A 20,003-nucleotide genomic window follows, 5' to 3' on the forward strand; every position below is an offset into this window, starting at 1 on the left:
CATATGAATCGTTTTTTCTACTCTGTCTTGCTCTACCTTTTACTGCCGTTATTGGTGTTATATTTAGCCATACGTGCAATTAAGAGCGCTGACTATCGTGGACGTTGGGGGGAGAGGTTTGGCCTGACATCACTCAAGCAAAGCGATCTGCTCATTCATTGTGTGTCCATGGGGGAGACGTTGGCGGCAATCCCTTTAATTAAAGCGATTCAAGCAGCATTTCCCCAGCTGACAATTACTGTGACTACCACAAGTCCTACCGGTTCCGCCGAGGTGGTAAAAGCCTTTGGTTCTAGTGTGCAGCATTGTTACTTACCCTTCGATATCTCAATCTGTGTTAGACGTTTCCTCAAGCAGGTCGCGCCTAAATCTTGCATTATCATGGAGACAGAGCTCTGGCCTAACTTGGTTCATCAGGCATCGAAATCTGGGATCAAACTAATGCTGGCGAATGCTCGCTTATCCGAAAAGTCGGCGGAAAAATATCGAAAACAAGCCAAACTAACCTTGCCCATGTTACAGAGCTTAGATCTGATAGCGGCGCAATCTGAGCAAGCGGCGGAACGTTTTATCGATCTTGGGGTAAAGCCTGAAAATATCAGTGTCTGTGGCAGTCTCAAGTTCGATCTCAGCATATCGGCAGAAAAAATAGAGCAAGCCAAGACGTTACGCCTGGAGTGGCATAAGAGCGACTGTCCTATTTGGGTGGCCGGTAGTGTGCATCCGGGAGAGTTTGAGGCCATCTTGAATGCACATCGCCAGCTATTAGCGGATAAGCCTGATGCCTTGCTTATCATGGTTCCCCGTCATCCTGAGCAGTTTAATGCCGCCGCCAATAAGATTGATGGTGCGGGATTTAACTTATCTCGCCGCAGCTTAAATGAATCGCTGCAGCCAAATACTCAAGTATTATTAGGCGATACCATGGGGGAGCTACTCACCTTCTATGGCGCCGCAGATCAAGCCTTTGTCGGTGGCACCCTGATAGACAACGGTGGCCATAATCCACTGGAGCCAGCCGCATTGGGATTACCGGTATTCGTCGGCCCCCAGCATTGGGATTTTGCTGAGATAACAGGTTTGCTAGAAGATGCCGGCGCATTGAAGGTGATTGCTTCGGAGAGTGAGCTTGCAGGTGAATTGATAAGTAAGTTCAATGACCAAGCGGCCTATGAAGCGGCCAGTGAGGCTGGACTTAAGGTTGTCAGCGCTAATAGAGGCGCGCTGAAGCAACAGTTTGAGCTCGCGAAACAATTGAACGACTTAAAATAAGGGTCAAAAACTCATTAGTGATTTGGTTGATCCAAGTGCAGCTTTGGCAGCGCTTGGCTCTGCCAAAGAATTAATGAGCTAATACTAATGAATATTTCGACCTAAGGTTTCGAGTAACCTTTTAGTAACTCTTGCCAGTTAGATTCGGTGAATGCCAAGGCTGGCAGTTTGCCCTTTTCCTTGTTGAATGAGCGTAACAAGCGGCTAAGGTTGGCAGTTTGCCACTTAGTCTTCGGCGCTCGGATCTCGCCTCTATCGAAGTCGATAAGATAGAATTCATCATCTGTGATTAGGATATTTTTGGCGTTGAGATCGGCGTGATATACACCGCGCTGGTGGAACTTAGCTATGCAGCTTCCTAATTGTCGCCACTGCTGGTCAGTCATGACTTCTTTGCTCAGCCTGGCTACAAGATCTTGTGCCCCTTCAACCCGTTCGATAATGATATCGGCGCGGTAGTGCAGACCGCTGCGTTCAACATTGGCGGCTATGGGTCTGGGTACCGAGAAACCTTCATTAAATAGCTGAGTAAGCAGAGCTAGCTCTGCCACCGCTCGCGTCCGGTGTAATCCTGTAAACAGGTATTTGTCCTTGCTTAGTTTCTCTATCAGTCCACCGCGATAGTAATGGCGTAACACCCATTCACTTTCTGTATCCGCTTTATTTAGAGCCGGTTTCACAAACCAGGTAGTATAGCGCCCCTTAGATGAGCCTGTGACGGCACCTAGCTGTTGCCAAAAACTAACATCGAACCATTCTGTGGTGATTGCTTGTGCGGCGGTGACGCAATATGCAATGGCGCCTTGGCTGGTCTGTTTTATCTGCATGGTCATCTTGGGTTGGTCTGCTTGAACGTTAGCTGGCATAAAGTCTGGCTTAAGTGGTTAAAAATAAAGTGAAGCCTTAGGGCTCAGCTCATTCTACATCAAGTTGTATGATTCGAAGAAATTATAGCTGTTTCAGCACTGCAGCCAGATTCTCTTGCCAAGGTTTAGCCGTCATTATTTGCCTGGATGCCGTTATATCGAGCAAGCTAAATTTAGGGCGTGAGGCGGCACTAGGAAATTGACTTGATGAGATGGGCTTAATTGGAATACGAGTATCAAGTTTACCTAAGCTTAGTGCTATACCTTGAATTTCTAGGGCGAATTCATACCAACTAGCGGTACCGGCATCACTCCAGTGATAGATAGGAGCTAAGTTTTCTTCTTGACTCAGATTCCAGATAAACAGGCCTAGTTCAGATGCTGAGGTAGGGCAAGATATCTGGTCATTAATAACCGATAGTTCTGGCTGTTCTGTTATGAGCTTTAGCATAGTCTTGACGAAATTAGAGCCAAATTGGGAGTAGAGCCAAGAACTGCGTACTATACAGGCCTTCTCATAGTTAGCGGCTATGACGGCTTGTTCTCCGGCTTGTTTAGAGGTGCCATATACATTGATCGCACTAGATTCATCATCGACGCAATAGGCCTTATTTTTCTGGCCGTTAAATACGTAATCAGTTGAAAGGTGAATCAAGCGAGTTTGGGTCAGTTTTGCCGCCAATGCGATATTGCCTGCGCCATCTCGATTGACTGAAAATGCCAGGTCTCGCCGTGATTCTGCCATGTCCACTTGGGTATAGGCGGCTGTATTGATAATGAGGTCAGCGTGGGTCTGTTCAATCGCAGCTAAAATTGAGTCTAATGAGCCGATATCTACATCATCTCGGCCAATGGCCGTAGCATTTATATATCTTGGCTTACTGGCGATTAAGGCTTGGGCTAGTTGACCATGCTTACCTATGATTAGGGTGCGCGCTATCGACGTCATAGTGACTGACCATCAGGCTTTTCTAAATTTATAATATGTTGGCCCCATTCTGGGTTATTGATATAGAGTTTAAGGTCGCAGTCTAAGCTAGATTTGACATTTTCTCAGGCTGCCAGATACATGACGATAGCTGGACTATATCGGGTCAATACGCTATCGACAAGCTCACTATTGCAGAGATCCCCATGGATAAACTGGTAGCGCCAGTCGGCCTCGATACTAGTCATTGACTCAATGTTACCTGTATATGTTAGCTTATTTAAGTTGATGACTGCATCAGACGTCTCATTTATCAGGAAGCGTATTAATGCCGAACCGATAAAGCCAGTGACTAAAATTATTTTATTACTATGTGATCCATAATCACAAGCCCTGGGTTATGTCATCGAAGGAAAGCCCTATTTTATCTTTGCTTGATAATATGGGTAATTGTCCCCGAAGGGGCCAGTCTATGGCAAGAGTGTCATCGTCCCAAGTGAGGGTTTTCTCGAACTCAGGGGCATAATAATCGGTACACTTGTAGATTATCTCCGCAGAATCTGAAGTAACATAAAAGCCGTGGGCAAAGCCTGCTGGAAGCCACATCTGCTGACGATTTTTTGCCGATAGATATGTACCGAACCATTGACCTAAGCTAGGACTGTGTTTGCGTAGATCGACCGCAACATCGAATATCTCACCAACGACCACACGTATTAACTTGCCTTGGCTGCGTGGTGATTGAAAATGTAAGCCTCTTAAGCAGCCTTTAATCGAGCGGCTATGGTTCTCCTGCACGAAAGTGACATCGGCTATCTGCTGCCTAAACCAGGAGTCACGGAAAGTTTCGCAGAAACAGCCCCGCTCGTCTTCATGGACGCGAGGAGAAAGTAGTTTTAAATCTGCTATCGGCGTGTCAGTGATGTTCATAGGGCCATTATGTTCTGAGCTGAGTATCACTGTATTTATCTACAATGCCGGCTTGGTTTTAGAGAACTCGTTTAGTCCATTGCTACACCAGTTGGATTTTTGAGCCAGACACAGAGCCAAAATATCAGTATTTACTTTTAGCATTCCCTTAGAATTTTCCTTGTGATAGAGATGGAATGCAATGGCACTAAACTTTATGTTTTTTCTTAAAATACCATTATTTAGCAATCGTAATGAAAATTCTTTATCCTCTGGGCCCCAACCAACAAAGTCATTGTTAAAACCATTAATACTGATGGCATCAAGTTTCCAAAAGGCGATATTGCAGCTTTGTATACTGCTCACTGAATTCATTTGAGTCTTGCTGAATAGCTTAGACAGTAATGGCAATCGTATCGAATGTTCCCTACCTCTGGAAATGCCTTTGCTAAATGGCGATATTTCACCTGGGAGGGATAATTGTTTACTGGTCATGCTTTCCGATAATCTGACGCGTTTTCCAACGGCAAAAAATCCGCGTTCTGAATGCTTTATATGGTCGGCGATAAAGTGTCGTTCAAGCACCATATCTCCATCGATTAGAATAATATAATCCATGCTTGATTTAGATATTGCGTTATTTCTACTGCGTGAGAGTCTAAACCCCTTATCTTCTTGCCAACTGTGGATAATTGAAATATTAGTTTTAGCTCTATGCTTATCTATAACATGCTTGGTCGCTTCACTCGAACCGTCATCGGCAATGATGATTTCATCTGGTTGAATTGATTGTATTAACGTGCTTTTTAAGACCCTATCTAGTGCTTTAGGCCAATTATAAGTCGTAATAATTAAAGATACTGTCATCTATTAGGGTCCTGGTGCGAATTTCGATCATACTCTACTGCAAGTGAATTATACCTGTTAAGCCTTTTGAAATGAAACTGTCGAGCTGGTGAATATCTTGAGACATAAATATAAATTTGATTCTATTACCTTGGTATTGGAATTGATTGGCATCGCGAATTATGTGGATTTCTTTATCAGATAGGCTTAGCTCAAGGAAGTCTTGTTAGTTCACTCCAATTTCAATTAAACTCTGTGGCTTCATCTCTAACTCTCTGGCCCTATGAGCTTAAATCTAGCTAATATCAATTCTCTGTGTTTGTTACGCTTGTCTGCAATCGGCGATGTGTGTCATGCCGTGGCTATGGTGCAGGCGATACAGAGGCAATATCCTAAGCTTAAGATAACTTGGGTTATCGGTAAGATAGAATATCAGTTGCTTAAGCATCTTAATGGTGTTGATTTTGTCATTTTTGACAAGTCACAGGGCTGGCGTAGCTACTTCAAGTTACGCGGGGATTTGGCGGGGAAAAAATTTGATGTGCTGCTGCATATGCAGGTGGCCTTAAGAGCGACAATAGCTTCACTGGCTATATCTGCCAAGGTTCGGATCGGCTTCGATCGCGCACGAGCGAAAGAGGGGCAATGGCTGGTGACTAATCAGAGTGTCGAGCCTCTTGCCACTCCCCATGTGCTTGAAGGCTTTATGGGCTTCGCTAAGGTATTAGGGGTGACAGACCTCACCCCTAAGTGGGATATCCCTGTTCCTGTCGCAGATACCGAATTTGCTAAGAAGATGCTCCCCGATGGCGATAAAACCTTAGTTATCTGCGCCGCCGCCAGTAAGGCTGAACGCAACTGGCTGCCTGAGCGCTACGCCGCGGTGGCAGAGCATGCGATATCTAAAGGCTTCCGGGTCATCTTGTGTGGTGGGCCTGCCGCTTTAGAGCTTGAGTTAGCCAAGAATATTGAACTCTCCTGTGCCGTTCCCCTGGAGAACCAGGTCGGCAAAACCTCGTTGACTCAATTATTAGCTGTATTAAAGCAAGCCGCAATTGTACTAGCCCCCGATACTGGACCTGCACATATGGCTGTGACTCAAGGCACCCAGGTCATTGGGCTATACGCACATTCAAACCCTGGGCGTACTGGTCCATACGCAAGTCTGGAAAATGTAGTGAGTGTGTACCATGATGTTATCGCGAGTCAGGCAGAGGGAAAGGTGGCATGGGGAACTAGAGCCAAGGGCGAGGAACTAATGAATCTGATATCTATAGATTTGGTTATATCACGCTTTGACTTACTATCGCATGGGCTGGCTGACTAGTGGTATAATGCAATTCGTTTTTGTGTGGCCATGCTGAAGCTAGCGGTGTCTGCAGTCTATTTTCAAGGATGAATAGGGGCTTAGCTGGCTAAGCTGGAAGGAAGTATTTGATGTTGTTGGCACCGAAAATTTTGTTTGTACCAGTATCTACCACCGAAGGAATTGGTGAGTTTATGCGCTCTAAAATCATCGCCGATGAGGTGATGAATCGCTGGCCAAAAGCGAAAATTGATTTCGTTCTAAATCGACATGTTTCTTATATTGGTGATTGTCCATATTCAACTCACCTAGTCGATGATACGCCAACTAAAAAAATTCGTGAAGTTAATCAGCTAATAACTGAACTTAAGCCAGATCTGGTTATTTTCGATGCTGCGGGTCGTAAAGCCCAACTTAAGCACGCCCATAACATGGGGGCCAAGGTTATTTTTATTAGCCAGCACCGTAGAAAGCGATCCCGTGGAATGAAGATTGCTCGAGCTCGGGTGACAGACAGTCATTGGGTCGTGCAGCCCAAGTTTGTTATTGGAGATATCAGTCGATTCGATAAGTTTCTGCTAGGGCTGATTAAGCGAAAACATCCGATATATACGGGAAGTATCTTCACATCGCCAACCAGTGAGCAGCAGAAAGCTCTCTTTGATCAATATGATATTAAGCAAGGTGAATACCTGCTATATAGTGCAGGTTCTGGCGGTCACAGCTTAAAAAATGGATTGGCAGCCGACCTTTTTGCTCAAGTGGCTAAGACTATTTTCCGAGAAACTGGCATACCGAGTTTAATGGTTTTTGGGCCAAACTACCCGAAATCTCTACCAGATCTGGAAGGGGTAATTGCAATCCCTCATCTTAATACCTGTGAATTTATTAACCTACTGGCTGGTGCCAAGGCTGCTATTTTGAGTGGTGGCGATACCATGTTGCAATCCATAGCCCTAAAAATACCGACACTCGCAGTGGCTATCTCTAAAGATCAGCCTGGTCGTATCAATAGCTGTGTTGCAGCTAACTTGATCTTAGCCTGTGGAAGTGAACAGCTAGATATACTGACTAAAACACGTCAGTTGCTTGAAGTGGAATATCTCAAGAACTTACAAGAAAAAATGGCCGTTTTGAATGACATCAATGGCTTGGATATTGGCATGTCAGAGATTGCTCGCCTGCTAGGATGCAGTGAGAGTTAAAAATAGGCTGTAAGGTGATTATCTAACTGTATATTTATCAATATTTGCTAATCTTCCAAATGAAAACCATCTTTTGAAGAGTGGATGGTCTTCATCGATTGAATGCCTATAACCATTTTTTGCCAATAAGAGGGGTAACAACGGTGTTAAGTAAACTATAAGGTAGTTTTGTTTTTCTCTGAAGCTTAGCTATGTATAGGTTCCAAGCATCTTTTTTCAGCTGTTTTCTCTGGCTTTCTGACACTTGATCATGAAACATTTCACAATAATCAGCAATATATCTAACTTCTCGTAGTGGGCATTTATCTCGGAATCCTCGGCCTGCATAATGGATAAAGTCGGCCTGACGGTAATTATCTAACCCTAAAAGATCCATACGATTAAATTTAGATTCTACACATTTATAACTTATTTTATGTTTTTGGATCATGTAGTTAGTTAGTGTCTGTTCGTAAAATTTGATCTTATTACATACAGATTGGAGTTTTTCGACTGACAGGTGTTCGAAAAGTGGGCACTCCTTAGAGATTAACAACATTCCCATGTTGAAATAAACGGGTAGATTGGACACTGAGTCCCAATTAGGTACATCGCCAAGCAGGTCGCAGGCTTCTTTTATTACTGGAGTTCTATCACGATATCGACCCTCATTGAACATGTATATAGAATTAAGGTCATCTAGTGTATCAAAAACATTTTCTGCTTCTGGAGTGATAATAAAGTCTGCATCTAGATAGAGAACGCGATCATACTTCTTTAGTAGTTCACCTATGTATAACTTTTCACTCCAAGCTGGGTTGGCATCGTATTTAGGATTTTTTATATCTACTTGGTAGTGAAGCTCCTCTGAAACAATAAGATCAGCACCGACTTTGTCTGCATAGATCCGGAAGCTTTCAATTGCTGCTCTATACATAGGATTGTCGCCAATCGCGAGCGTAAATATCGCTTTTTTCATGATAAAACCTTGGTGAAAGTTATAAGGTTGAATTCGTAAAGATGGTAATTTTTATCGGGTCATTTCAACGTAGGTATCTAGTACTTGATTGACACTGATGTCGCTCACGTATCCTTTGCCCTTGCTTGCGTACAGTACTCTAGAAGTCTGGCTGCTTGGTGGTGCCCAGTAAGGCTTCTTTTGTCGCATCATTGCAATAAGGGGCCTATTCGATGCGGTGGCAAAGTGCATTATCGCTGTCTCTACGGTTATGACCAGATCGGCACTTGCAATCATAGAGGGTAATTCAAAAAAGTGCTCATTAACGGTGAATACAGATACTTGCAGACTGGCTAAATTAATATTATTTTTTATCGCATCAGATACTTTTTTATAATTTTCTTTCGTGACGTTTACGACAAAGCGACTATCGGGGCTTTTGTTTCCAATTAATTTAATTAACTCAAATAGTTGAGATTCTTGCCAGTCTCGTTTGCTATTAGTGGAAAGGTGATTAAGGAATATCAATGGGCCCTGTCGACCGCTATCGGTAAATTGGGTCTTTAACCAGTTTTGAGTGATTATGGCGATCTCATTAGGTATGGTTAAGCTTGGCATAAAATCATTTTTATCCAGCTTAATACCCACAATTCTATTCAGTAATTGATAGTACCTGTCGGTGATATGATGCTTGGCTGGTAAATTATTTTCTTCGAGCTTGAATAATCGATCGCTATGTCTAAACAGAAAACTGTCAATTAGTCCGAAATACTTGGATTTACCTATGCTTGAGACAATAAATGCATCTGGACCTATCTCTCTGGCAACATTAGAAAATTGCTCACTCTTACTTCCTGAGTGGGTGATTATAAGATCGTAATTGATTGCCTGTGCGTCGAAAATCTGTGCTCTTTGTTGTTTCTCTGATGAACAGCATCCGTAGCTTCTTGTAAAGGCGGGTTCGGCTTCTATCCATTGCTGCATTATCTTGCTGCGAGAAAGACGCCAAGCATCTGAATTATTGCGGTTATCATCGAGCCAAATATCAATCTCAATATGTGAATTTTGTTTCTTTAATGCAATAAGAAAGGTCTTTAGGTATAGAAAGTCTCCTAAGGCTACAGGAGAAATAAAGAGCAAGCGTTTGGCGCTTTCTAGTTGAGTAGATGAGATTATTGACATTGAAGAGAGCCATGATAATGCTGAGTTAGGCATAGGATACAGTTGTTTAAGTTCCCTGAAAACTCTCATCTGTATTAATGCTTAGGTCAAACAGGTACAAAGGCATTTAGGTATGCTTTTTCAAGATGGACTTTAGGTATCGAGTCTAATGATTCTAAAAAGGTGACTCGGCCTTGTCGCATGTCAGGACTGATTGATAAGGCTTCAAAAAATTCACTTTTACTTATATTCAAAGTTTCAGGTGTGCTTCGAATTTTGAAGTTATCAATACAAGATAATACCGCATGATTTAGACCTGGTAAGTTCAAGAGTAATCTTAAGTGATGGCAAAACTTCATGCCTAGTGCGACTTGTTCACCATGCAAACCATTGCCTAAGTTTAAAAAATCGAGGGCATGGCTTATTAAATGTTCAGCTCCTGAACAGGGACGAGAATCTCCCGAAAAACCCATAGCTAAACCTGACAAAATAAGCCCTTCGGCAAGTTGTGTTATCACTGCTTGGTCGTTAACGGCTAGATGCTGGACGCCTAAAATTTCATTTGCTGCTGATTTTGCTAGAAGATAAGAAAATCCATCAACATGAGCCCTGTCTTTGGCGTAGTTCATATCAAGTAATGCAGAATAGTTAGAAAGTAGATCGCCAATTCCTGCTTGTGTTAATCGTGTCGGTGCCTGTGAGCAAAGTTCGGTATCGACTATGATGACATTCGGAATGGCTGCAGGAAGACTGAGCTTTTTCCCTGAATCATCAAAAATTACAGCTATAGGTGATGAAATACAATCGCTTGAAAGTGCTGTAGGGATAACAATTAGTTCTATGTGGCGTAGGCTTGCTAGTCGTTTACATACATCGAGAACTTTTCCTCCACCGAAAGCCACAACGGTCTGGATTTGTTTTTTAGCACAAATGGCATCAACCTGAGAGACGTTAGAAAAATCTGCTCTCTCGATAATATGTACGGTACTAGTTTCACTAAACCAAATATCAGACAAAGCGTGTTTAGCCAAGTGTTTCACGCCTTCATCAATCGCGAGCAAGACCCTCTTTGGGGATTGTAGATTCGATAACAATTGTGTATTGGCTATCGCGTCTTTTTCAACAAGCAATTGAGCAGGAAACTCTAAATGCCGAGTGCTGAACTTCCTCGTAGTGTTTGACAATTATGATTCCTTTATTTGTTTTAGTATTGCGCTGGTACTGACTGATTTATGGTATTGAGTATAAGCTAAGCTTACACCTTGCTCGTCGAGATAAGCTGGCGTACAACGAATTTGCGCTAGATACGATTCATGCTCCCAGTCATCACCATGAGCAATTATGTCAATGCCATACTTTTCGATAATGGGTTTAATATCAAAACTATTCGTCACTTCAACTTGGGAAACGCAAGCTAACGAATTCAGGATTGCAGCCCTATCATCTTCATTGTAAATGGGACGACGTTTATATTTTTCTGTCATCTCATCGCCATTAATTAAAATAATGAGTTCATCACCAAATTCTGCAGCTTTCTGAAGAAATTCAACATGACCTCGATGAAAAAGATCAAATACACCGACAACTAACACTTTTTTAGACATGTAACACCACAGAGCTAAGGTTAAACCGTAAACATATTTTGGTCTACGGGAGAGGAATCGCTATGATAAAGCAAACACACTTGTTGAGAAACCACGATATGAAGACGAACTTTAGTTACTCTCGTTTTATTGGTATCACAGTTCAGCTATGAGTAGGGTCTTTAAGGGGAATGATGAATAGTCACTAGTCTTAAGGCTATGTGTTACAATCGTCATCATTATTTTGTATGAACTCTAACGAGTAACCATTGTCTAGATTTACTCTATGGTCTCGTTTTCGAAGCATTTTTAAGAAGGTTCACAGTGATCTGTTTTGATGTTTTACATCCCTATTATCTCCCACAGTACTTACCCGTTAAGGATGAGTTAAATAAGCGTGGAGAGTCTGTATATTTCATTGTATATCGTAATCTTGAGCAGCAAACGGCATTAGATGCCTTAGTGTCAGAGCATCAGTTAAATGTTCATTGGGTGGATGACACCGAGCAAGCACTAGCTTTTTACTTAAAAAATAAGCCTAAATGGGTCATATTTGGTAATACTTTTGATTATGCTGAAAAACTGAAGGGGCTAAGTCGAAGGGCCTTAATGCAACATGGTATCGGTCCTAAATCTTGTTATTACACAGTATCAGAATCAGATATGGATGTTCGTTTTGTCGAGGGGCAATATCGACTCAAACGTTTACAGCAGCTGTTTCCTGGTAAAACGTTTGTCGATACTGGCTATGCTAAACTCGATCCTATTATTCAAGGCGTAGAGAAAGGATTGGATATCGGGGCGCTGGGTTTAGATCCTGCCAAGCCAACACTGCTTTACGCTCCTACATTCTACCCTAGTAGCATTGAAAAAATGGGCTGGGATTGGCCAGCAGAATTTTCTGAATATAATATCTTGCTTAAACCGCATTATTTCTCACTCAGTAAGCCAAATTATAAAAAGCAGAAGCAATTACTTGAGCATTGGGGACGATTCGATAACGTCTATCTTGCACCTGTTGAGCAGGTAAACTTATTGCCTTTCATGGCGAGTGCAGATCTGCTTATTAGCGATGCATCCTCCGCTTTATTTGAATTTGCAGCACTGGATAAGCCAGTTGTATGGTGCGACTTTTATCATCTGCGCTGGAGTTATAGGGGCATTTTTAAATTTCGCTTCAATAATCGCATGGATGAAGACCTCTACAAGTATGCTGGAGTTGCTGTACATGCAGCGTCCTATAAAGAATTGAAGTCCGTGGTGGATGAGCAGATTGCAAATCCTGAATCGTTTGCTATGCAAAGATCAAAATATATTTATGAGCTTGCAGGTAAGGTCGATGGTTTATCTAGTCAACGGATAGTCGATTACCTGTTATCTGATGAGAGTGAGTTATAGGCAAACAGAGATTGCCAAATAATGTATAAACTATTTGGCAATTCAAACATCAGATTATTGACCGATAAAGTGTTGCGACTTAAGCCAGTCTAAGTATTCAGGTACTGCTTGCTCTACCGTTTTAAATGCCTGAGTGTAACCCGCTTGACGAAGCCTAGTTAAGTCGGCTTGGGTGTAATGTTGGTAAGCCCCCTTTAATTTTTCCGGAAAGGGGATGTACTCAATCTTACCTTCATCATGATAGTTTATGACGGCATTCGCCACATCGTTAAAGCTCTGGGCTTCACCGGTACCACAGTTAAATACGCCGGATATCTCAGGGTTCTGCCATAACCACAAATTCACCTTAACGACATCTTTTACGTAAACAAAGTCACGTAACTGTTGACCATCCTGATAGCCTTCAACGCCTTCGAAGAGTCGACAGACTCCTGTCGCTTTAATTTGATTATTGAAATGGAATGCAACGCTGGCCATGCCTGCTTTATGCTGTTCTCGGGGGCCGTAAACATTGAAGTAACGTAAACCTGCAACTTGAGTGGTTAATTTCTGCTGCCTAACATATTGATCGAATAGAAACTTGGAGTAGGCATAAACATTCAATGGCTTCTCGAATTGCCGTTGTTCAACGAATTTATCGCTGCCACCATAAACAGAGGCCGAAGAGGCATAAATAAACTGACATTTATTCATCTGACAATAATGGAGCATACTCTTCGAGTATTCATAATTGTTCGCCATCATGAACTTGCCATCCCACTCAGTGGTCGATGAGCATGCGCCTTGATGGAAAATCACTTCAAGTTGACCATTAAAGTCACCCGCTTTGATCTTGGCAAGAAAATCATCTTTATCAAGATAGTCGGCGATTTCACAGTCGGCTAAATTAAACATTTGTGTGCCGTCGCTGAGATCGTCAACGGCAATGATGTCACAGCGGCCCATATCGTTGAGTGCTTTGACTAAGTTACTGCCAATAAATCCTGCGGCACCTGTGACTACAATCATATTCATCTTCCAATTTTTTGGCGAGTTGAGCTGAGCTCAAATCATGATAATAATTAACTATTTGCTTGAATTAAGCATAATTAGCATCTAAGTAGGCCACCATGTCTTTTTCGACGGCGTCAAAATTGATTAGAGCCATGTTTCGACCCGTGCTCTTACCGACTGGGGGAGCATAAGACAAGCGTTTATGACTATGTGATAGGGTCTGCCAGCGCACTATAGGTGCCGAATGTCTGCCGGCATAAAAGCCCACGGTTGGCACATTATGTAAGCCTGCGATATGGAGTGGACCCGTTGATCCCGCCATAAACATATCTGCAGCAACGATAGATTTTGCAAAATCAGCCAGACTCGACAGTGGCTTTGCCATGATAACCTTGATTGATTTGGCACTAAGACTATCGAAAATATCTCGTGCTAATAGCTCTTCATTGCCATTATAGGTAAGAACAAATTTACAGTTGGCTTGAGTTCGACTATCAATGTTAATTAATAGGCTGGAAAAATCTGCTGGCGCTACACTACCCGATGAGCCTCCTGTCCCAGGATGCACAAAAATGAGTTTTTCATCTTGCTGACGACCATAATAATTTTGCCATTTTTCTCGTTCGGCACTCATGTCCCAATATTGCTGAGGTAGTGTTGGAATGGTATATCCGTGGTGTGTTAGAAAGTGCTCTACCATCATGCACCCACCACGCCAACAAGGCTCTCCCTTCTTGTATTTCGCGTCTACCCTATGTTGGTATAGGTATTGATACCAGTTGAGTTTTGGTGCCAATTTATAGGCGGTATCTAGATGTCGTATCATCTTATAGATTCTAAACTGTGAGCAGGAGACGAGCACAGCATCGTAGTTTCGAGCAATAAATTTTTCGGTAATGGCTTTGTCATCACCAGTATCAACAATGACATGGTCTACATATGGGCAGGTTGCTGCTAGTGCCTGTACCGCTGGTGCGACGAACACCTCGATACTGGCTTTGGGCATAGCCTTCTTTAATAGGAATAATGCCGGCCAAGAAAGCACAAAATCGCCAATCTTGTCATGTCGGATAACTAAAACTCTTTCGATCATATGAAAGTAACCAAGTTTTTAAAATTATTCATCAAATGCAATATGTAGCCATTATCTGCATCCCCGATAAACATCTAATCTGAAAACGATAAGAGTTATCGTAAATAATAACAGTTTCATATGGCCTAAACTGTGCGCTTGGCCATAGATAAATGGATTTGCAGATTAAATTTAGTTCAGAAATATTAATGTGAATATCGTCTTAGATTTGTGTTGTTACATGTTAGTAAAGAGTGGGGGACGCTATGTTTACTTGTCTTGCTCTGTGCTGAGCTAGCTCAAATAGAAATTGACTGAAAGCTAACAGAGCCAAGAAAAATTAGGTACAATCTAGGTCTAATTTTGCAAAAGATAAGAGTGTTATGAAGGTTTCTCTGCCAGCATTTGAAAAAGCTAAGGTCTTAGTCGTCGGTGATGTCATGCTAGATCGATACTGGATAGGGCCTACAGAGCGTATTTCTCCTGAAGCACCTGTACCTGTGGTTCGAATCAATCATATCGAGGATCGCCCTGGTGGAGCGGCTAACGTGGCACTCAACATTGCGGCTCTGGGTGGTCAAGTCTCTTTAGCTGGTATTGTCGGTCAAGATGAAACCGCCGATGCATTGACCACAGGCGTACAAGCTCTGGGAGTTGAACCTAAATGGCATATTGTTGCTGGTAAACCAACTATCACTAAGCTTAGGGTGATGTCCCGTAGTCAGCAATTGATCCGCCTCGATTTTGAAGAGGCGTATTCTGCTGTAGAGAGTCAAGCCTTACTAAATGGTGCGATCGAGCAACTGGCTAGCGTCGAGGTAGTGGTATTATCCGATTATGGCAAAGGTGCTCTCGTCGATCCTCAGCCCTTCATTCAGCAAGCTAGAGCACAAGGGGTTAAAGTCTTAATCGATCCTAAAGGCAGTGATTTCTCCCGCTATCGTGGAGCGACTCTGCTTACGCCAAACCTGAGTGAATTTGAAATGGTTGCTGGCGAAGTAAGCTGTGAAGCCGATCTTATCGAGAAGGCCCATAAACTGCTTAAACAGTTTGAACTCGAGGCCATACTGGTTACACGTTCTGAGAAAGGCATGACACTGATCACCTCAGATGAACTCGAGCTGCACATACCTACAGTTGCCCGAGAAGTTCATGATGTGACGGGTGCCGGTGATACCGTGATTTCAGCACTGGCTACCGCTATTGCTGCGGGTAGCTCACTTGCTGAGGCTTGTGCTATTGCCAACACGGCTGCTGGTATCGTGGTGGCTAAACTTGGTACCTCTACGGTTAGTCGAATTGAGTTGATAGAGGCTCTTTCCCTCAGTCGTGGTGAAGTTGGAGTCGGTGTTGTTGCTGAGGATCAACTAGTATACGCACTGGAACAGGCAAAATTGCGCGGTGAACGTGTTGTGATGACCAATGGCTGCTTCGATATTCTCCATGCCGGTCATGTTAGCTACCTCCAGGAAGCAAGGGCTTTGGGAGATAGGCTTATAGTCGCGGTCAATAATGACGATTCTGTAAAGCGCTTAAAGGGTGATGGCAGACCGGTTAATCCTCTCGATAGGCGTATGGCTGTGCTTGCCGGTCTGGCTTCTGTGGATTGGGTGGTGCCTTTTAGCGAAGATACTCCCCAGCGAATCATCTCTCACCTGTTACCCGACATGTTAGTCAAGGGCGGGGATTATAAAATCGAGGACATAGCTGGTGGTAAAGAAGTAATGGCTGCCGGTGGTGTGGTGAAAGTGCTCTGCTTTGAAGATGGTATATCTACCACTAAGATCATCGAAAATATTATGGCGTCTCAGTGACCCCTAAGATCATCGCAGTAGAAACGTGTGTCGGGATATCAGCTAGAGCATAAGCCGGTAACTTAAATCGATATACTTGATATTTAACTGAAATTATAGTGTTGAAGGCTAGCTATGCATACAAAAGCTATTTACCCAGGGACATTCGATCCCGTGACTAATGGTCATACGGATCTCATCGAGCGCGCGGCTAAGTTATTTAAGCATGTGGTGATCGGTATCGCGGCTAATCCTTCCAAGCAACCTAAATTTACATTAGAGGAGCGTGTGGAGCTGATTAAACTGGTCACTGCACATTTGGATAATGTTGAGGTAGTAGGCTTTACAGGCTTGTTGGTGGATTTTGCAAAGGAACAACAAGCCAGTGTATTGGTTCGGGGTTTGAGGGCTGTATCAGATTTTGAGTATGAATTTCAGCTAGCTAACATGAACCGTCGTCTCAGTGCAGATCTGGAGAGTGTGTTCCTGACACCAGCAGAAGAGAACTCATTTATTTCGTCAACCTTAGTGAAAGAGGTGGCTTACCATGGTGGTGATGTCAGTCAATTCGTCCACCCTGAAGTTTCTAAAGCTTTGTTAAAACAGGTTAAGTAGTAAGTCATGATCAAAGTAGTTAAATCTTATCTCGCCAAACTTGGATTGATTTTTAGTCTGATTTTTTCATCTTCGCTTCTGGCTGCGCCTTGGGTCGATGTCTCCGATATCTATTTGCGCGCAGATATTCAAGCTCTTGCCGATGAAGGAGTGATTACCGTTCCTGTCAATACCTACCCGCTGATGTGGTCAGGTATTGGTGTAGATCTCGCTAAAACAGAGCCCTCAATTCTGACTCCTGCCTTGGCCGAGGCCTATGCAAGGGTGAACTATTATTATCGTAGCGCCGTCGATAACCGGGGTAATACCCGCATCAAGGCTGCGGCGGCAACCGATGCGGCTCGCTTCCGTCATTTTGGTTCTGATTATCGTGAGCAAGGTGATGTTCAAGTCACCCACGAGTATGTGGGTGAGCGATTTGCCTTCAAGGTGTCGGCGTCGGCTCATTACGATCCCTTGGACGAGGAAGAATTTCGTTTAGATGATTCTTACTTGGCTATGGCTCTGGGTAATTGGATGCTCACCGCCGGGGCGGTGGAACAATGGTGGGGACCTGGATTTGACTCGGCCCTGCATAGATCTAATAACGCTCGCCCCTTGCCGTCAGTTTTGATTAGCAGGAATAATTCCGCCGCTTTTGAGACCCCTTGGTTGTCTTGGTTGGGTCCATGGACGCTTACCGCAGGTATCAGTCGACTAGAGGAAGATCGCGCCGTAGCTAATCCGTTATTGTGGAATTTCCGCAGCTCGGTTCGTCCCTTTCGTCAGTTAGAGGTAGGCTTCTCCTGGTCGACTCAATTTTGTGGTGAAGGTGAGGAGTGTTCCTGGAAGAGCGCGCTGAAATCGATAACCGGTCAGCGAGATTGTCGTGGTGCTGGTGTGGAGGGATGTACAAACTATGGTAACCAGATGGCGGGCTATGATGTTCGTTTCAGCGATACCTGGTTGAATATCCCATTCGGTGTCTATTATGAAAAAACCTGTGAAGATGCCAAAGGTTCAGCGCCTTGGGATATCGTCGACTGTAGTCATTTGGGTGGGCTAGATACTCGTTTTAACTTCGATGCTGCTCAGTTTAAGTTATTCTTCGAATATACAGATACCCTGGTTGCCTGCGGCGAGGATGATAATGCCTTCAACTGTATGTATGAGCATGCAACCACTTATAAATCAGGCTCGCGCTATTACGGTAAAACCTATGGCAGTACCTATGAAAGCGATGCAACAGTTTATGCTTTGGGCTTAATTGGTCAGTTTAAAGATAGTAAGGGGATCACCTCGATTCTCAGATATGCCCAATTAAATAAAGATGGCTCTAGCCCTGCTACTGAGTGGGTGGCACAAAGGGCCCAAGAAGACCTGCTGATGTTGGAGCTTAGCTATCGTATGCCTCTTTTGAAAGGCATGATGAGTGTCGGTGGTACTGTGTCACGCTCCGAGTTTGAAACTCAAGAGAGCGAGTCCGATGCCAGTTTATTTGGCACTTATGAGTATAGATTCTAAAACAAGGTGCTAGATAGGAGGGACTAGGTGCGAGGGGAAATGTTCGCACCTCGTCTTGAATTTTCCACAAGCAGCTCGCTGCGCTCTTGCAGTGAGCCTGCGAACGTCCTCGTTGCCAGTGGCGTTCTCGAAGGCGATTTTCAGCCTTCTATCTCGTCTGGCATATGCCACAAAATACCGTAGCTCTTTGTCCCAGCTTTATCTCGCTGAGTAGATTGCCACATTGAGTACAAGTGTCGCCACCGCGGCCATAGACATGCAGTTTCTGAGCGAAATAACCTGGTTTACCATCGGCATTAGTGAAGTCTTTCAAGGTAGTACCACCTTGCTTGATGGCACTGGCTAGTATCTGTTTAACTTGGGTTACTAAGATGGTCAAGCGTTCGATATCCAGTCTTCCTGCTTCGGTCTGAGGATGGATCCCCGCTGCAAATAGCGCCTCATTAGCGTAAATATTACCCACACCAACCACGATATGATTATCCATCAGGCAGAGCTTTATGGCTTTCTTCTTGTTCCTTAGGGAGTCAAATAAATACTTGGGAGTAAAGTTATCTTTGAGTGGCTCAGGTCCTAATTTTGATAACAGAGGATGAGCTTCTTCCGGCAGTTCACACCAGAGCCAGGCCCCGAAACGGCGAGGGTCGTTAAACCTCAATATCTTACCGCTGGCAAGTTCGAGATCTATATGGTCATGCTTCTCTACTTGAGTGCTGCGGGGCACTATGCGTAAACTGCCTGACATGCCTAAGTGCACTATGGTAGTGCCGGCATCGGTGTCGATAAGCAAGTATTTCGCCCGGCGCCGTACATTGCGTATCACCTGGCCGACTATCTGCTGGGCTATTTGAGGCACTGGCCAGCGCAGACTGGCATTGCGTACCACTAAGCCGATGACTTGCTGGCCGACTAGATGTGGGCTGATTCCTTGGCGGGTTACTTCAACTTCGGGCAGTTCGGGCATAATGAGTTCTCTGGAAAAAGATATTGTGATTAGCCGACTAATTGTCGATTAACGCTTTGGCCTTGATAATGGGTGATAGGGCTTCACGCTGACTGGGTGGGATCAGGTACCAGTTTTTGGCTGGCGACTCGAGTAGCCCCTGTCTAGGGTAAAACTGCCATAACTGAGGCTGCTGTTTATCGGCTATCTGGATCACTAGGGTATGCGCAGTGTTTTTAGCTATATCCTCATTAATCACCGCAAGAATATCAATGCCTTGGTCTAGGGCCGATAAATGAATTCCACTCCATGCCTTAGCCCAAGCTTGGCAGTTGAGTATGTCAGAGTGGCATTGCCAGTCTGTACTGCCCTTGTTGAGCCAGAGATCATCGAGTTGTAGTTGGACTAAGGGAGACTTGTCGTCGAACAGTGGTAGAGCATCATCGGGGAGTTTAGCGGTTTTAGTATTTAATAGTGTGAGGATTGATATCATCATGATCGATGCGATAATAATGATATTGTTCCACTTTTTCCGTGATAGCGCCATGATGTCCTGTTTCAGTCTTAAGGTGACCATAAGAGATAAGCGCAGTTTAGCATGGCATAAAACCAGCGGCTAATACCGCTTATCCCTCGGTATATTCATGCTACCCAGTCCATGATATTCAGTTCT

Annotated in this window: 21 protein-coding genes; 8 read left to right on the plus strand and 13 right to left on the minus strand. The window is 43.8% G+C overall.

Annotation, left to right across the window (positions count from 1 at the left end; genetic code table 11):
- The first annotated feature begins 3 nt into the window (after positions 1-3).
- The gene (gene waaA / locus SVI_RS00445) at positions 4-1,272 is read left to right on the plus strand and encodes a lipid IV(A) 3-deoxy-D-manno-octulosonic acid transferase (protein WP_013049382.1); all 1,269 of its coding nucleotides are present in this window, start codon (positions 4-6) and stop codon (positions 1,270-1,272) included.
- Between the two features lie 101 nt (positions 1,273-1,373).
- Here waaA and SVI_RS00450 read toward each other — a convergent pair whose 3' ends face one another.
- The 5 genes from SVI_RS00450 to SVI_RS00465 form a co-directional block, all read right to left on the minus strand.
- Positions 1,374-2,099 (minus strand): 3-deoxy-D-manno-octulosonic acid kinase, encoded by a 726-nt coding sequence (locus SVI_RS00450; protein ID WP_013049383.1) that lies wholly within the window; start codon positions 2,097-2,099, stop codon positions 1,374-1,376.
- Between the two features lie 121 nt (positions 2,100-2,220).
- Positions 2,221-3,087 carry a dTDP-4-dehydrorhamnose reductase gene (gene rfbD, locus SVI_RS00455; RefSeq protein WP_013049384.1) on the minus strand — a complete coding sequence of 289 codons (867 nt, stop codon included), beginning with the start codon at positions 3,085-3,087 and terminating at the stop codon, positions 2,221-2,223.
- A 104-nt stretch (positions 3,088-3,191) separates the two neighbouring features.
- A complete protein-coding gene (locus SVI_RS20955) occupies positions 3,192-3,428 on the minus strand; it encodes a GDP-mannose 4,6-dehydratase (protein WP_083779872.1) in 237 nt (78 codons plus the stop codon).
- 22 nt (positions 3,429-3,450) lie between these two features.
- Positions 3,451-3,996, minus strand: coding sequence for a dTDP-4-dehydrorhamnose 3,5-epimerase (gene rfbC, locus SVI_RS00460; protein WP_013049385.1), 546 nt, complete (start codon positions 3,994-3,996; stop codon positions 3,451-3,453).
- A 39-nt stretch (positions 3,997-4,035) separates the two neighbouring features.
- Positions 4,036-4,842 carry a glycosyltransferase family 2 protein gene (locus SVI_RS00465; protein WP_013049386.1) on the minus strand — a complete coding sequence of 269 codons (807 nt, stop codon included), beginning with the start codon at positions 4,840-4,842 and terminating at the stop codon, positions 4,036-4,038.
- 262 nt (positions 4,843-5,104) lie between these two features.
- On the opposite strand from SVI_RS00465, the gene SVI_RS00470 reads away from it, so the two are divergent.
- Both SVI_RS00470 and SVI_RS00475 read left to right on the plus strand, forming a co-directional pair.
- Positions 5,105-6,148 (plus strand): glycosyltransferase family 9 protein, encoded by a 1,044-nt coding sequence (locus SVI_RS00470; RefSeq protein WP_013049387.1) that lies wholly within the window; start codon positions 5,105-5,107, stop codon positions 6,146-6,148.
- Positions 6,149-6,258: 110 nt separating this feature from the next.
- Positions 6,259-7,332 carry a glycosyltransferase family 9 protein gene (locus SVI_RS00475; protein WP_041419535.1) on the plus strand — a complete coding sequence of 358 codons (1,074 nt, stop codon included), beginning with the start codon at positions 6,259-6,261 and terminating at the stop codon, positions 7,330-7,332.
- A 106-nt stretch (positions 7,333-7,438) separates the two neighbouring features.
- Here the strand turns inward: SVI_RS00475 and SVI_RS00480 are convergent, their stop codons facing one another.
- The 4 genes from SVI_RS00480 to SVI_RS00495 all read right to left on the minus strand — a co-directional run bounded on the left by SVI_RS00480 (position 7,439) and on the right by SVI_RS00495 (position 11,034).
- The gene (locus SVI_RS00480) at positions 7,439-8,290 is read right to left on the minus strand and encodes a glycosyltransferase (RefSeq protein WP_013049389.1); all 852 of its coding nucleotides are present in this window, start codon (positions 8,288-8,290) and stop codon (positions 7,439-7,441) included.
- Positions 8,291-8,341: 51 nt separating this feature from the next.
- A complete protein-coding gene (locus SVI_RS00485; RefSeq protein ID WP_041419536.1) occupies positions 8,342-9,451 on the minus strand; it encodes a glycosyltransferase family 9 protein in 1,110 nt (369 codons plus the stop codon).
- Between the two features lie 86 nt (positions 9,452-9,537).
- The gene (locus tag SVI_RS00490) at positions 9,538-10,614 is read right to left on the minus strand and encodes an iron-containing alcohol dehydrogenase (protein ID WP_013049391.1); all 1,077 of its coding nucleotides are present in this window, start codon (positions 10,612-10,614) and stop codon (positions 9,538-9,540) included.
- Complete coding sequence (locus tag SVI_RS00495) at positions 10,615-11,034, minus strand: adenylyltransferase/cytidyltransferase family protein (RefSeq protein ID WP_013049392.1); 420 nt, start codon at positions 11,032-11,034, stop codon at positions 10,615-10,617.
- Between the two features lie 303 nt (positions 11,035-11,337).
- Here SVI_RS00495 and SVI_RS00500 point away from each other — a divergent pair, with 303 nt between their 5' ends.
- The gene (locus SVI_RS00500) at positions 11,338-12,411 is read left to right on the plus strand and encodes a CDP-glycerol glycerophosphotransferase family protein (RefSeq protein WP_013049393.1); all 1,074 of its coding nucleotides are present in this window, start codon (positions 11,338-11,340) and stop codon (positions 12,409-12,411) included.
- Between the two features lie 54 nt (positions 12,412-12,465).
- On the opposite strand, the gene rfaD is transcribed toward SVI_RS00500, so the two are convergent.
- Together rfaD and SVI_RS00510 are read right to left on the minus strand one after the other, a co-directional pair.
- A complete protein-coding gene (rfaD, locus tag SVI_RS00505; RefSeq protein ID WP_013049394.1) occupies positions 12,466-13,419 on the minus strand; it encodes an ADP-glyceromanno-heptose 6-epimerase in 954 nt (317 codons plus the stop codon).
- 70 nt (positions 13,420-13,489) lie between these two features.
- On the minus strand, positions 13,490-14,497 hold the full coding sequence (locus tag SVI_RS00510) for a glycosyltransferase family 9 protein (protein ID WP_013049395.1): 1,008 nt from the start codon (positions 14,495-14,497) through the stop codon (positions 13,490-13,492).
- A gap of 362 nt (positions 14,498-14,859) precedes the next feature.
- On the opposite strand from SVI_RS00510, the gene hldE reads away from it, so the two are divergent.
- The 3 genes from hldE to SVI_RS00525 all read left to right on the plus strand — a co-directional run bounded on the left by hldE (position 14,860) and on the right by SVI_RS00525 (position 18,387).
- Entirely contained in the window at positions 14,860-16,290 is a 1,431-nt protein-coding gene (gene hldE / locus SVI_RS00515) for a bifunctional D-glycero-beta-D-manno-heptose-7-phosphate kinase/D-glycero-beta-D-manno-heptose 1-phosphate adenylyltransferase HldE (RefSeq protein WP_013049396.1), read from the plus strand.
- A 114-nt stretch (positions 16,291-16,404) separates the two neighbouring features.
- Positions 16,405-16,884 (plus strand): pantetheine-phosphate adenylyltransferase, encoded by a 480-nt coding sequence (gene coaD, locus SVI_RS00520; protein ID WP_013049397.1) that lies wholly within the window; start codon positions 16,405-16,407, stop codon positions 16,882-16,884.
- A gap of 6 nt (positions 16,885-16,890) precedes the next feature.
- On the plus strand, positions 16,891-18,387 hold the full coding sequence (locus SVI_RS00525; protein WP_013049398.1) for a capsule assembly Wzi family protein: 1,497 nt from the start codon (positions 16,891-16,893) through the stop codon (positions 18,385-18,387).
- 148 nt (positions 18,388-18,535) lie between these two features.
- On the opposite strand, the gene mutM is transcribed toward SVI_RS00525, so the two are convergent.
- Together mutM and SVI_RS00535 are read right to left on the minus strand one after the other, a co-directional pair.
- Positions 18,536-19,351 carry a bifunctional DNA-formamidopyrimidine glycosylase/DNA-(apurinic or apyrimidinic site) lyase gene (gene mutM / locus SVI_RS00530; protein WP_013049399.1) on the minus strand — a complete coding sequence of 272 codons (816 nt, stop codon included), beginning with the start codon at positions 19,349-19,351 and terminating at the stop codon, positions 18,536-18,538.
- Positions 19,352-19,388: 37 nt separating this feature from the next.
- The gene (locus SVI_RS00535) at positions 19,389-19,877 is read right to left on the minus strand and encodes a hypothetical protein (protein ID WP_013049400.1); all 489 of its coding nucleotides are present in this window, start codon (positions 19,875-19,877) and stop codon (positions 19,389-19,391) included.
- Here SVI_RS00535 and SVI_RS21960 point away from each other — a divergent pair.
- Entirely contained in the window at positions 19,825-19,950 is a 126-nt protein-coding gene (locus SVI_RS21960) for a hypothetical protein (protein WP_269453346.1), read from the plus strand. The two genes, SVI_RS00535 and SVI_RS21960, sit on opposite strands and share 53 nt — an antisense overlap.
- The last annotated feature ends 53 nt before the right edge of the window (positions 19,951-20,003 follow it).

It is taken from the genome of Shewanella violacea DSS12 (genome assembly GCF_000091325.1).
Lineage (GTDB): Bacteria > Pseudomonadota > Gammaproteobacteria > Enterobacterales > Shewanellaceae > Shewanella > Shewanella violacea.

Excerpts from the sequence above, each read along its gene's own strand:
- waaA (WP_013049382.1), top strand. The coding sequence starts at position 4 with ATGAATCGTTTTTTCTACTCTGTCTTGCTCTACCTTTTACTGCCGTTA.
- SVI_RS00450 (WP_013049383.1), bottom strand. The coding sequence starts at position 2,099 with ATGCAGATAAAACAGACCAGCCAAGGCGCCATTGCATATTGCGTCACC.
- rfbD (WP_013049384.1), bottom strand. The coding sequence starts at position 3,087 with ATGACGTCGATAGCGCGCACCCTAATCATAGGTAAGCATGGTCAACTA.
- rfbC (WP_013049385.1), bottom strand. The coding sequence starts at position 3,996 with ATGAACATCACTGACACGCCGATAGCAGATTTAAAACTACTTTCTCCT.
- SVI_RS00465 (WP_013049386.1), bottom strand. The coding sequence starts at position 4,842 with ATGACAGTATCTTTAATTATTACGACTTATAATTGGCCTAAAGCACTA.
- SVI_RS00470 (WP_013049387.1), top strand. The coding sequence starts at position 5,105 with ATGAGCTTAAATCTAGCTAATATCAATTCTCTGTGTTTGTTACGCTTG.
- SVI_RS00475 (WP_041419535.1), top strand. The coding sequence starts at position 6,259 with ATGTTGTTGGCACCGAAAATTTTGTTTGTACCAGTATCTACCACCGAA.
- SVI_RS00480 (WP_013049389.1), bottom strand. The coding sequence starts at position 8,290 with ATGAAAAAAGCGATATTTACGCTCGCGATTGGCGACAATCCTATGTAT.
- SVI_RS00485 (WP_041419536.1), bottom strand. The coding sequence starts at position 9,451 with ATGTCAATAATCTCATCTACTCAACTAGAAAGCGCCAAACGCTTGCTC.
- SVI_RS00495 (WP_013049392.1), bottom strand. The coding sequence starts at position 11,034 with ATGTCTAAAAAAGTGTTAGTTGTCGGTGTATTTGATCTTTTTCATCGA.
- rfaD (WP_013049394.1), bottom strand. The coding sequence starts at position 13,419 with ATGATTGTAGTCACAGGTGCCGCAGGATTTATTGGCAGTAACTTAGTC.
- SVI_RS00510 (WP_013049395.1), bottom strand. The coding sequence starts at position 14,497 with ATGATCGAAAGAGTTTTAGTTATCCGACATGACAAGATTGGCGATTTT.
- hldE (WP_013049396.1), top strand. The coding sequence starts at position 14,860 with ATGAAGGTTTCTCTGCCAGCATTTGAAAAAGCTAAGGTCTTAGTCGTC.
- coaD (WP_013049397.1), top strand. The coding sequence starts at position 16,405 with ATGCATACAAAAGCTATTTACCCAGGGACATTCGATCCCGTGACTAAT.
- SVI_RS00525 (WP_013049398.1), top strand. The coding sequence starts at position 16,891 with ATGATCAAAGTAGTTAAATCTTATCTCGCCAAACTTGGATTGATTTTT.
- mutM (WP_013049399.1), bottom strand. The coding sequence starts at position 19,351 with ATGCCCGAACTGCCCGAAGTTGAAGTAACCCGCCAAGGAATCAGCCCA.
- SVI_RS21960 (WP_269453346.1), top strand. The coding sequence starts at position 19,825 with ATGATCGATGCGATAATAATGATATTGTTCCACTTTTTCCGTGATAGC.
- SVI_RS00535 (WP_013049400.1), bottom strand. The coding sequence starts at position 19,877 with ATGGCGCTATCACGGAAAAAGTGGAACAATATCATTATTATCGCATCG.